At 70.0% G+C, this 11,784-nt stretch carries 11 protein-coding genes and 1 pseudogene; 4 read left to right on the top strand and 8 right to left on the bottom strand.

Going from position 1 to position 11,784, the window contains the following annotated elements:
* Positions 1–130 precede the first annotated feature (130 nt).
* Positions 131–715: a carboxymuconolactone decarboxylase family protein gene (locus AQJ91_RS13820; RefSeq protein WP_067020510.1), complete on the bottom strand. Its 585-nt coding sequence runs from the start codon at positions 713–715 to the stop codon at positions 131–133.
* Positions 716–1,032: 317 nt separating this feature from the next.
* Here AQJ91_RS13820 and AQJ91_RS13815 point away from each other — a divergent pair, with 317 nt between their 5' ends.
* From AQJ91_RS13815 to AQJ91_RS13805, 3 genes are all read left to right on the top strand, one after another.
* Positions 1,033–1,611 (top strand): TetR/AcrR family transcriptional regulator, encoded by a 579-nt coding sequence (locus AQJ91_RS13815; RefSeq protein WP_067020507.1) that lies wholly within the window; start codon positions 1,033–1,035, stop codon positions 1,609–1,611.
* Between the two features lie 37 nt (positions 1,612–1,648).
* Positions 1,649–2,833: a GDSL-type esterase/lipase family protein gene (locus tag AQJ91_RS13810; RefSeq protein ID WP_067020504.1), complete on the top strand. Its 1,185-nt coding sequence runs from the start codon at positions 1,649–1,651 to the stop codon at positions 2,831–2,833.
* Positions 2,834–2,937: 104 nt separating this feature from the next.
* Positions 2,938–3,585 (top strand): class I SAM-dependent methyltransferase, encoded by a 648-nt coding sequence (locus tag AQJ91_RS13805; RefSeq protein WP_067021061.1) that lies wholly within the window; start codon positions 2,938–2,940, stop codon positions 3,583–3,585.
* A 69-nt stretch (positions 3,586–3,654) separates the two neighbouring features.
* On the opposite strand, the gene AQJ91_RS13800 is transcribed toward AQJ91_RS13805, so the two are convergent.
* Positions 3,655–4,170: an HAD domain-containing protein gene (locus AQJ91_RS13800; RefSeq protein WP_067020501.1), complete on the bottom strand. Its 516-nt coding sequence runs from the start codon at positions 4,168–4,170 to the stop codon at positions 3,655–3,657.
* 121 nt (positions 4,171–4,291) lie between these two features.
* A complete protein-coding gene (locus AQJ91_RS13795; protein WP_067020498.1) occupies positions 4,292–4,915 on the bottom strand; it encodes an RraA family protein in 624 nt (207 codons plus the stop codon).
* Between the two features lie 180 nt (positions 4,916–5,095).
* Here AQJ91_RS13795 and AQJ91_RS13790 point away from each other — a divergent pair, with 180 nt between their 5' ends.
* A complete protein-coding gene (locus tag AQJ91_RS13790) occupies positions 5,096–5,944 on the top strand; it encodes a nitroreductase/quinone reductase family protein (protein ID WP_067020495.1) in 849 nt (282 codons plus the stop codon).
* Between the two features lie 148 nt (positions 5,945–6,092).
* Here the strand turns inward: AQJ91_RS13790 and AQJ91_RS13785 are convergent.
* The 5 genes and pseudogenes from AQJ91_RS13785 to AQJ91_RS13765 all read right to left on the bottom strand — a co-directional run bounded on the left by AQJ91_RS13785 (position 6,093) and on the right by AQJ91_RS13765 (position 11,743).
* Positions 6,093–6,713 (bottom strand): annotated as a pseudogene (locus tag AQJ91_RS13785) (TetR family transcriptional regulator).
* A 9-nt stretch (positions 6,714–6,722) separates the two neighbouring features.
* Entirely contained in the window at positions 6,723–7,598 is an 876-nt protein-coding gene (locus AQJ91_RS13780) for a hypothetical protein (protein WP_067020492.1), read from the bottom strand.
* Positions 7,599–7,686: 88 nt separating this feature from the next.
* A complete protein-coding gene (locus AQJ91_RS13775; protein WP_067020489.1) occupies positions 7,687–9,870 on the bottom strand; it encodes an aminoglycoside phosphotransferase family protein in 2,184 nt (727 codons plus the stop codon).
* Between the two features lie 263 nt (positions 9,871–10,133).
* A complete protein-coding gene (locus tag AQJ91_RS13770) occupies positions 10,134–10,865 on the bottom strand; it encodes an HAD family hydrolase (RefSeq protein ID WP_234382221.1) in 732 nt (243 codons plus the stop codon).
* Positions 10,865–11,743 carry a winged helix-turn-helix domain-containing protein gene (locus tag AQJ91_RS13765; RefSeq protein WP_079084888.1) on the bottom strand — a complete coding sequence of 293 codons (879 nt, stop codon included), beginning with the start codon at positions 11,741–11,743 and terminating at the stop codon, positions 10,865–10,867. Before AQJ91_RS13765 ends, AQJ91_RS13770 begins: the two co-directional genes overlap by 1 nt.
* Between the last annotated feature and the right edge of the window lie 41 nt (positions 11,744–11,784).

Genomic DNA, 11,784 nt, shown 5'->3' with positions numbered 1-11,784 from the left:
AGAGGTTGCGGCAAGGCGCATTCAGCGCGGTTTCACGAGGGTTTCAGCGCCCTGGAACCGGGGCCGCCTCGGGTGGCGGCCCACCGCAGCCAGGGCTCCCGCCGCGGTGGGCCGACGAACGGATCCTCCGTCACACCCCCGACGCCACGCCGGACTCGGACTTCTCGGGACGCCCGGCCAGCGGGATCTCGCAGGTGTCGGAGAAGCCCTGCGAGCTGATGCCGTGGGCCGTGTTGTTCCTGGTGGCCATGTTGGAGAAGGCGATGAACGCGGTGAGTTCGACCATCGCCGCCGGGCCGAGCCGGTCGAGCAGACTCGCGTACAGCTCGTCGGTGACGGTCGGCGGCGTGTTCGTCATGGCCTCGGCGTACTCCATCACCTCCCGCTCCACCGGCGTGAACACCTCCGACTCCCGCCAGCGCGGCACCTGGCTCGCCTTGGCCAGGTCCAGGTCCTGGTTCTGCGCCTGGAAGTAGCCGAGGTCGAGGCACCAGCCGCAGCCGACCTGTGCCGCGACGGCCATGTGCGCGAACGACTTCAGGTTCTCGTCGGCCGCGTCCCAGGCGCCCAGCTTGGCCCCCGTCTCCAGGGACGTCTCGGCGACCTTGGGGTTGTGCCACGACACCTCGAGGGGTTCGGGCACGGCACCGAACTGCTTGGTCATGTTTTCGCTGAGTTCGGTGGGGAGCTCCGCCTTCGGAACGCGTAGCGGCATGGGGTCCTCCTTGTACGGCTGTGTACGGCTGCCCGTACGGCTACTGCCTGTTCGGCATGAGGACACCGCCTGGCCCGCGTCTGTGACAGCGAACTTCGGAGCCGCGGCCGTTGTCCGGCATCTGCTCTCCCTTCCGGGCCCTGCCGAGGGGCCCTGTCCTGTCACCCCTCTTCAGAGCGCTGCCGGCCGCCAAAGGTTGAAACCGAATTTCGAGTAGCCGCGCTGTGCTAATAGTCATGGCTTTTTACCTAAAAGTGTTAGGCTCACGCCTTAGCGATTGTCGCTTATCGCCGCTTACGCCTGGCGGGAGGACGAGCATGGCGCGCGCAGGGCTGACCGCGGAACGGCTGACCCGGGCCGGTGCGGAGCTGGCCGACGAGGTCGGGTTCGATCAGGTGACCGTGTCGGAGCTGGCCCGGCGGTTCGATGTCAAGGTCGCCAGTCTGTACTCGCACGTGCGGAACTCCGAGGACCTCAGGACACGGATCGCCCTGCTCGCGCTGGAGGAGCTCGCCGACCGGGGCGCCGCCGCGCTGGCCGGGCGGGCCGGCAAGGACGCGCTGGTCGCCTTCGCGAACGTCTACCGCGACTACGGCCGCGAGCACCCCGGCCGCGCCGCCGCCGCGCGGATGAGGCTCGACCCCGAGACGGCGGCCGCCAGTGCGGGCGTCCGGCACGCTCAGATGACGCGGGCGATCCTGCGCGGCTACGCCCTGACGGAGCCGGACGCGACACACGCCGTACGGCTGCTGGGCAGCGTTTTCCACGGCTACACCAGCCTGGAGTCGGCGGGCGGCTTCAGCCACAGCGCCCCCGACTCCGAGGAGACCTGGACCCGGATCCTGGACGCCCTGGACGCCCTGCTGTGCAACTGGCCCACCGGGCCCACCTCCTGATCGACAGGCTGAAGACGAAGAAAGGGACGCTGAGGACATGGACACCGAGCACGACTGGATCACCACGCCCGTCACCGCCGGGCTCCTGCGCGGTGCCCTCGACGTCGAGCACACCGAGCACGGCGTACTGCCGCACCGGCTGCCCGCCCGGGCGCGCGCCCAGAACACCGACGGGCAGCTGGCCATGGCCGAGTCACAGCCCTCCGGCGTACGGCTGGCCTTCCGCAGCCGGGCCACCGTCATCGAGCTGGACACGCTGCCCACCAAGCGCACCTATGCGGGCGCCCCACCCCGCCCGGACGGCGTGTACGACCTGATCGTCGACGGCCGCCCCGCCGGGCAGGGCAGCGTGACCGACGGCAACGTCGTGCTCATCGACATGGCCGCAGGGACCTCCGAACACCGGCCCGGCCGGGTCGGCACCCTTCGCTTCACCGGGCTGCCGGGCAGCGCCAAGGACGTCGAGATCTGGCTGCCGCACAACGAGACCACCGAACTGATCGCCCTGCGCACCGACGCCCCGGTCGAGCCCGCGCGGGATCCGGGCCGCAGGGTGTGGCTGCATCACGGCAGTTCGATCAGCCACGGCTCCGACGCGGCGAGCCCCACCGGTATCTGGCCCGTGCTCGCCGCCTCCCTCGGCGGCGTGGAGCTGATCAACCTGGGTCTGGCCGGGAGTGCCCTGCTCGATCCGTTCACCGCGCGCACCCTGCGCGACACCCCCGCCGACCTCATCAGCGTCAAGATCGGCATCAACCTGGTCAACCTCGACCTGATGCGGCTGCGCGCCTTCAGCCCCGCCGTCCACGGCTTCCTCGACACCATCCGGGAAGGGCACCCGACGACACCGCTGCTGGTCGTGTCGCCCATCCTGTGCCCGATGCACGAGGACACGCCCGGTCCCTGCGCCCCGGACTTCAGTGCCCTCAGCACCGGTCGACTGCGGTTCGTCGCCATGGGCGACCCGGCGGAACGCGCGAGCGGGAAACTGACGTTGGGCGTCATCCGGGACGAGCTGGCCCGCATCGTGAAGCAACGGTCGGCCGAGGACCCGAACCTCCACTACCTCGACGGCCGCGACCTCTACGGCGAGACCGACTCCGCCGAACTCCCCCTCCCCGACGACCTCCACCCGGATGCCGCGACCCACCACCGCATCGGCGAACGCTTCGCCGAGCTGGCCTTCACCGCCCGGGGGGCCTTCGCGGCCGGGGACGCCTGACACGGGTTCGACAGGAGGACGGAGACGGGGACCGAAAACCCGTCGTGGGGTGCGACGGCTCCTGCTTCGATGACCGGAGAGCCGAGACCGCGTACCACGGTGAGATGGGACGGCAGTTCGCCGCCCAGGCCACGGACAGCGCCTGCAACGCCCACACCGACCGGCCGGCCATGCTGCGTCTCGCCGGTGACGTGAGCGGGTTACGGGTGCTGGATCTCGGCTGCGGGGCCGGCCACTACGCCGCCGAGCTGCTGGAGTCGGGAGCCGCGCGGGTCGTCGGCGTCGAGGGCCACGAAGCCCTGCTGCACGCGGCGCGGGAGCGGCTCGGCGACCGTGCCGTACTGCACCGGCACGGCCTGGAGGAACCGCTGGCCTTTCTGCCGGACCAGTCCTTCGACCTGGCCGTGCCGGCCCTCGTCCACCACCACATCGACGCACGGGAGCAGTTGCTCGCCGAGACCCGGCGCGTCCTGCGGCCCGGCGGCACCCTGCTCGTCTCCACGACCCACCCCACCGGCGACTGGACCGGCTTCGGCGGCTCCTACTTCGCCGACGACCGGGTCGAGCTCCCCTTCGGCGACGGCTTCGCCCTCAGCTACCGGCGGATGACGCTGGAACAGTTCCTCGGCGAACTGCTCGGCACCGGGTTCGTACTGGAGAGGCTCCTGGAACCGCGGGCCGCGGAGGAAGCCCGCTACGACAAGACCCACCAGCAGCCGCTCTTCTTGGCGGTGCGGCTCCTGCGTCCCTGAGGGCTCGCGGAGCACGATGTGGCCCGCCGGGTCGTCGGGCTCGGACCCGGCACGGACAGACTCGGGCGGTCAGCTCGGTGCCGGTCCGCGCCGAGCGGTGATCCACTCCGCTACGGCGGTGAAGTCCCGGTCGGTGAGGCCGTAGCGGTGGTCCACGTGATGGAGGAGGGCCGGTGCGGGGTGGTGGGCGGTCACCCAGGCGCGGTCAGCGCCGGTGATCTCGTCGTCGACCCACACGAACGGGCGGCCCGCCGCCCAGGTGACGAGAGGGCGGGTCTTCCAGTGCAGGCCGGCGGCCCAGTCGTCGGCCCGGTCGTCGGTGGGCCAGGGCACCACGGGCAGGGGCGGCAGGCCGAGCCAGGGGGCGAGGACCGTGTTCGCGTCGTCCGTCCAGGTCGTCGCCCACACCAGCTCACAGCCCAGCGCCGCGAGCCGCGTCAGGCGGGCGCCGAGCGCCGGGTCGACCCGGGTCAGGAGCGGGTGGGCGGCTGCTTCCGGGAGGGCGGAGGGCGATTCGTACACCGGGTACGGCCCGTCCGCCCCGAAGGGGATCAGCGTGCCGTCCACGTCGAGGAGGAGGAGCATCGGCACCAGGATCAGCCCAAGTGGGCCGACGGGGAAAGACCGGCAGGGCAAGACCGGCAAGGAAAGGCCTGGAGGGGCGGACTGGCAGCCCCTGTGGCACCGGGCGTGACGCCGAACCCCCTCAGCCCTCGAAGCCCCTCTCCGCCAGGATCTTCTCAACACGCGCCCGGTGTGCCGCCTCCCACGTGTCCAGGGACTCCGCCGCCTCCTTGGCGATCTTGGCGCGGGCCCCGGCGAGCACCTCCTCGCGGCGGGCGGACGGGACGACCACGACGCCCTCCTCGTCGGCCACCACGATGTCACCGGCGTCGACCGCCGCGCCCCCGCACCGCACTCGCTGGTTGAACGGCCGTACGACCGACTTGACGCCCGGGATCGGGATTACCCCGCGCGCGAACACCGGGAACCCCATCTCCCGCACCTCGGCCAGGTCGCGGATCACCCCGTCGACGACGAACGCGGCGATGCCCCGGCGCCGGGCGATCGCGCAGACGTTGCCGCCGGCCAGCGCGTAGTCGAGGTCCCCGGACTCCACGACGACGACCGAGCCGGGCCCCGCCCGATAGATGGCCGCGTGCAGCGAGAGGTTGTCCCCGGGCGGGCACGACACGGTGAACGCCGGACCGGCGACGCGCGGCACCGGCCCCCACAACGGCCGTATCCCGATGTCCATGACCTGCTCACGGCCCAGCAGCTCGGCGAGAGTGGTGGTCGGGATGTCCTGGAATTCGCTCGCGTCGGTCATGCCGGGGACGCTACCTTCTCCCCCATGACTGCCGGGTCGGCCTTGTGCCGTGAGCGAGTTGGGTGCCCGGCCTCTGAGTGAGGCCGCGGCGGGCCAGGAGCCCGCCTCTTTCTCTGCGCCTTCCCCTCCGTGGAGCCCTCTGCACGGAGTCCAGCGACAGAGAAAGAAGAGGAAGAGAATTTGCCCAACGATTTCAATCAACAGGTCATCGACGAGTTCCGCGCCAACAACGGCCGCGTGGGCGGCTACTTCGAGGGCGCCCGTCTGCTCCTGCTGACCACCACCGGCGCCCGCACGGGCGGCCGGCACACCACTCCCGTCGGCTATCTCCCCGACGGCGGCGAACGCGTCCTGGTCATCGCGTCGGCGGCGGGCGCGCCCCGGCACCCGGCGTGGTTCCACAACCTCGTGGCCAACCCCCAAGTCACCGTCGAGAGCGGCGCGTTCACGTACGAGGCGCGGGCCGTCGTACTCACCGGCGAGGAGCGGGACCGGGCCTTCGCACGGGCCGTGGAGGCGGATCCGGGGTGGGCGGCGTATCAGGAGAAGACGGAGCGGGTGATTCCCGTGGTCGCCCTGCACGAGATCGCCCGGGGCGGTCCGCCGAACGTCAACGCGGCCTCCATGGGCGAGGCCCTCAAAGCCATCCACGACGCCTTCCGTCGCGAACTCGCCCTGATCCGCGAGGAGATGAGGAGCAGTGCGGCGACGGGGTCGATGCTGGGCGCCCAGCTCCGCGTCAACTGCCTGACCTTCTGCCAGGGCCTCCACAACCACCACACCGGCGAGGAACTGGGCATGTTCCCGGTCCTGGCCGACCGCCACCCCGAGGCCGGGCCCGCCCTGGCCCGGCTGCGGGAGGAGCACGAGCGCATCGCCGACCTGGTGGCGGAGTTGCGCCGGGTGGTGGGCGATGAGGGGGCGGATCCGGCCACCGCGCGGGCGGAGGTGGAGCGGCTCACGGCGGAGCTCGAGGCTCATCTGACGTACGAGGAAGAGCAGTTGATACCGCTGCTCGACGTGGGCTGAGGAGCGGGGCCGACGCCGGGGAGGGAAGGCCAGAACGGCAGCTCCCTCCCCGCGTCGCCTCCAACGCCTTCCGGGCCAGCGCGTCCCGTACGGCCCCCACGACGTCATTCCAGAGAGCGCACCAGATAACGTGACCGAGTTAGATTTTCTACTCAGCCTCATCGGAGGTGAGCCGCGGCAACCCGGCCTCCAGAGCCCCGAACGCCCGCTCCGCAGCCGTGACGGCGTCCCGCTTGACCTCCTCGACCGACTCCCCACCCGCGACCCGCCGCCAGTTCTCCAGCGCGAGGATCCGCTGCACGGCGACGATCTGCCCCGCGGCCAGCCGAGCGTCCAGGTCACCGCCGAGGGCCTTGGCGAGCGCGGCCTCCGAGCGCTCCTGGAAGGCGTACATGCGGGCGGCCAACGAAGGAGTCCCTAGGGGAGGGTGTGGAACGCGAGCACCTGGGGATGACCATTCAGCCCGGTGACCGGATCACACCGCTCCAGTCCGGCGAGGAAGTGCCGCCGCAACGCCCCGAGCGGCGACGGCCCCTCGGCCACCATCCGCGCGGCCTCCCCCTCGTGGTCGGCGATCCGGTGCAGGACCAGGTCCTCCTTGGCCGGGAAATACCGGGAAGAGCGTCGGCTTGGAGATCTCGGCAGCGGCGGCGACCTCCGCGACGGACACGGCGTCGAACCCCTTCTCCAGGAACAGCCGAATCGCGATCTCCGACACGTCCTGGTACATCTTCTGTTTCTTGCGCTCGCGCAGGCCGGTCTCACTCATGGGGCGAGCCTACGCACCCTGTCGCCACACCGGTCTCGTCGCGAGGGACCACAGGTCGTCGAAGTGCTTGTTCCACTGGGACAGGGCGTCCTCCGCCGCCGCGGTGCCGTCCCGGGACCAGACATTGAGGTCGGTCCGGTAGCCCTTCGGGTCGTAATACTCGGCGTCCTGCCACTGCATCCGCGCGGACACGTCGTACAGGCCGTGCAGGACGAGTTCCCGGTTGAAGATGCAGATCTTGTCGCGTGGGATGCCCTGGTAGACGCGGTACTCACACTCGACGGTCACCCGGCGGCCGGCCGCGAGCCGCCCGACGAACTGCGACAGTATGCCGTCGTACTCGCGGCATTGCCGCTCCATCCGCCCGCGGAACTCCGGGTCGTCCACCGGCTGGTCGTCGTCGCCGACCTTGGACGGTACGGCCATCTGCTGCTCGAAGTCCGGCACGAGCATGCGGATCTGGACATGGTGCACGGGTCCGGGGTCGACCAGGAGTCCTTCGAGACGGTCATAGAGGGCGTGGTAGAGGGTCTCGCCGGTGTAGCCGAGGAAGCTGACCTCCACCTTTCGGGCCCGGAAAGCGTCGCTGACGTAGTTGCCCAACTGGAAGGAGCTCACCGAAGCACTGGCCGGCGCCCTGACCGACGCCGACAGCTCCTTCAGCTGGTCGTACAGCACGTAGCCGACGAGGCTGAGCAGGGCGCCGCCGAGGTATGCCTTGCCCTCCAGGGCGTCCGCGACCGGTTTGACGAACTGGGCGGTCAGTCCGGTGGCGAAGATCCCTAGCAGGAGGACTCTGGTCACCAGGGACTCGATGCGCTCCTGATAGCGCCTGAGCCTCGCCGCCACCCCCGACTCGTCCGATCCGCTTCGCCGTACGGACATACGCGCCCCCATCCCCGCGATGGCACCCGACGGAGTGTCATACCCCCTTGGGAAGCCCGGTCTTCGCTATGTCATGGTCATGGTCCCCTCAGGTCAGGACGCGGACAAGAGAGGGACTGGCCGCCGGGCGGGCGGGGAGGCCGAGTGAAGCGGTGGCCGCGGCCAGCGTCATGGCGTACGAGTCGACGGCCCGGCGGACGTTGGGGGCGTCCAGGCTCGCCCCCGTCACCAGGCGGTCGAGGTCGATGTAGGCGGAGCGCACGATCTCGAGCCAGCGGTACACGCCCCAGTCCTTGCGCCAGTCCACGGTGCTGTCGTGCGGCAGCAGACGCTCCCAGCGGCGGAACATCCGGTCCCGGATCTCCGGCCGAGTGGGGGTGAGGTGCATGTGCCGGACCAGTTCGTACAGGGGGTCGCCGACCACCGCCATCTCCCAGTCGATGATGGTCAGCGCCAGACGGTCGTCGCGGCGTACGAGGTTCCACGGGTTCAGGTCGCCGTGCAGCAGGGACGGTTCCCGTTCACTGACCTCGTGACGGGCCAGGATCTCCCGCAGGCGTTCCGCGTCGGGCAGTCCGAGGAGGCGGGCCAGTTGCTGCGACTCCTTCGGCAACTCGCCGACGAGAGTGACCAGTTGCTCGCGCAGCCATCGGAAGAACTCGCCTTCTCCCGCCGCCGGGTCCACCTGCCTGTAGTTCACCTGGGTCATGGCACACAGCTGATCGACGAGCCGGTCCGCCTCGTGCGGCAGCAGACCGTTCACCGGGTGGCTCGGCGGCCGGTCGATGTCACGGTGACCGACGTACGTGTGGATCGTGAAAGGTTCCTTCCGGTAGCTCTTGCCGAGGGCGAGGACCCTGGGCGCGGCCACCTCGACGCGTGACTGCTCGATGGCCCGCAGCACCGCGTGCTCACTGAGGAAGCTGCGCTCGCGCCGGCAGAGCTGCGCCACCTTGCGCCGCACCACGACCGGGAAGTCGATGTCCGCCACCCAGACCACCGTGTTCAGGTGTGCGGTGCCCTTGAACACCCGGTTGGCCGGGGCGGCTCCCTCGGCGATCAGAGCCCGGTTGACGGCCTCGCGCGGGAAGTCGCGGCGCTCCTGAAGACGCCTGTCCGGCCGCCAGTAGATGTCGTACGGGGCTGAACCCATGCCGCGCTTCCGGCTGCCGTCGCGCGAGGCCCGCCGACGGAAGAGGATCCGCTCGATCTCGGCCGGGCCGGGCACGCTCCGGAGCCTGAGCGGTTCCGCCGCCGCCTCCAGAGCATGGTGAACGGCGACGGTCGCATCGTCCAGGCTCTTCTGGTCGGACGAGTCCTCCAGGGACTTGGCCGCCCGCATCACGTCGGGATACACCGACTGCGCCCGCTCGAAGTCCAGGTAGTGCCGCAGATCCTTGGCCAGACCGTTCACGGCCGCGGGGCGCGTCCGCTGCATGGCCACGGCCCACGCGTCGATCACCTCGTCCCACTGGTGGAGCGGGTACCGCATGCGCACCAGGTGCGTCGCCAGGTCGTGCAGCGGGTCACCGTAGGTCGCCAGTTCCCAGTCGACGCAGATGAGGGGCGGGTCGCCCCCGTACGACATGATCAGGTTGTCGCGGTGCAGATCCGCGTGCAGCAGGCTGTACGGCCGCCGGGTCATGGGGGGTACCCGTTCGGCGAACCGCACCAGGGCGTCCTCGGGAATGCCCAGCGCCGCGAAGAGCCCACCGAAGGCGCGCCAGTTGGGCTGCCGGATCTGCCGGTCCGCCAGGTGGGCCAGCGTCTGCAGGAAACCCTGGCTGTCCTTGTTCCGGGGCCACATGACCGGCAGCGGCGGCAGCGACTCCCGGCGCACCTGGGTCATCTGGGCGAACATCTGGGCCAGTGCCTTGATGAGCAGCGTGTCGACGGGTTTGCCGTTGGCGCAGACGCTCGAGAGCGGCACTCCTTCCACATAGCTGTGGATCGCGAAGTGCTCCCGCTTGACGAGGCACTCCGGAACATGCGGCAGGGCTCCCTTGATGGCGCCGAGGATCTCCGCCTCGTCGTCCCACGTCCTGATCACCACGGGCAGCGCCTCGCCGCGCCGGACCCGTACCGTCACCGACGTGCCGGGCTCACGGCCCAGCTTCCTCGCCACGCTCTGGGTGAGGGGAAGCACATAGTTCTGGTTGTGGTGCCCGCTGGTCGCCTGGCCCAGTTGTGCGGCCCGCTTCACGAATGCCTGGTAGATGCCGTCGGGCGTGGCGCGCTCCCCGAGGAGAGGGGGACGAGGGGATGCGCCCACTGGCCGCTCCGGATACGTGACGGGAAGGGTATGCCTGAAGTCTGCGTGAAGCGCTCGAGGTTGGCTTGTTGAGCCCTTCCATACGAGCGAAGGCGAGCGATTGCTCAGTCGGTGCGGGCATGCTACAGGACGTGCCGAAGCCTTCCTGCACGCCTCTCCGCCCCCCCCCGCCGAGGCGCTTCCGGGCTATTCGGAGAGCAGGTTCCAGACCGAGTCGTACCACTGCCGGTGCTTGTCCACGAAGACCGAACCAGCCCGCCCCGCTACCTCCGCAGCAGCGACAACAACGGCCTGAAGGACTCCACCACATCCCCCACTCCGGCCTCCCGGAGCAACCCCGCCTTCCGTGTATTACGCGCGTAGCCCAGGAACGGAACTCCGGCCTTCTGCGCGGCGAAAAAGTCGGTGGCGGAGTCGCCGATCATCAGGGCGGCGGAGGGGGCGGCGCCCATCGCGTTGAGGGCCCGGTTGAGGCAGTGCGGGTCGGGCTTCAGCAGGTGCAGGTTCTGGGTGCGGCCGTAGATGTGGGGGGCGAAGCAGGATATGAGGTCGCGGTCGGCAAGGTAAGTGCGAACCGTGCGCGGGGAGTTGTTCGTCGCCACGGCCAGCCTGGCACCCACCGCCGTCCAGGTGCGGATCAACGGATCGGCATACGCGGTCGGCATGGCCGTGGGAACGGCGCGCAGTTCCTCCTTGGTGAGACGTTCCTCCAGCTCCGCGACCAGGTCACTGCGCGGGTGTCTGCGATTGACGGCGCGCAGGACGACATGCGGGTCGGGGTGCTCGCGTTCGGCGACCGTCAGCAGTCCGCCCAGGCCACCCGCTGCCAGCCACTCCACGAGCTCACGGGCCACCCGCTCCGCCGAATGCCCCGCGAACAGCCGGCAGATCGGCCCGTCGAAATCCCAGAGCACCACGCGTGCGGAGGCGATCAGTTCCCGCAGGCGTTCCGTCTCGGCTGCCACCGGTTCGGTCTGTTCCGTTTCAGAGGTCACTAGGAGAGTGTCAGGTCCGTCGTGATGGTTTCCCAGAGGGCGTCGAACCACTTCTGGGATTCCGCGACGAACGCGCCGTCACGCTCGCCGGACTGCTTCAGGAACGAGAACAGGACGGAGCGGGAGCCGAGGACGTCGTACATCTCCAGGGTCTGGCTCTGCCACTCCTCCTCGCGCTTCTCCAGCATGTAGTAGCCGATCAGCGCCTCCTCGCCGTTGAGCAGGTACAGCTTCACCGGTGGTGTGAACGGCAGTGCGCGGAAGGTGACCCGGACGTCTACGCCGTGGGTGGCACGGATGGCCTGGAGGTTGTGGCGCAGTACCTGGGCCTGCGCGTTGCGCATCGCCAGCCAGCGGGTGTGCACCGAGTCGTCGTCGCCGCGGCCCTCGACCAGGACCGGGAAGGCGAGGTTGATGTCCCGGGAGGGCAGCAGGATGCGGAAGTCGATCGAGTCGGGGCGGACGCTGCCCTCGTGGATGCCGCGGAGCGGTTCGCTCAGGGCCAGCATCAGGGTCTCGGAGGTGTGACAGACGACGTCCACCCGGACCTGCGGCGCGGCGAACGCCTCCGTCAGCCGGGGCGCCAGGCTCACCATCGTCGGCTGGGGCGCGCCCCGCGTAGGGGCCGGCAGGGCGATGCGGGGCGGGCTGCCCTTGCTGACGTTGGTGAGAAGACCGTCCTCCTGGAGAGCGCGCAGGGCCTGGCGTACCGTGCCGCGCTCCACGCCGAACTCCTCGGCGAGCTCGGCCTGGGTGGGCAGGCGGTCCCCCGCCTTGAGGTCTCCGACACGGATGCGTTCCCGCAGGATGTCGGCGATCTCCTGGGGCGAGAGTCTCTTGCTGCCGTTCACTGCCACGTTCTCCTGGGTCACGACCAAACGCTACAACTCTGACCCATCTAAGGGGAGTTGCTTGAAAG

It is taken from the genome of Streptomyces dysideae (assembly GCF_001514305.1).
In the GTDB taxonomy this organism is placed as follows: Bacteria; Actinomycetota; Actinomycetes; order Streptomycetales; family Streptomycetaceae; genus Streptomyces; species Streptomyces dysideae.
Note: the sequence above shows the minus strand (reverse complement) of the source record. Positions and strands in the feature narration are given on the sequence as shown.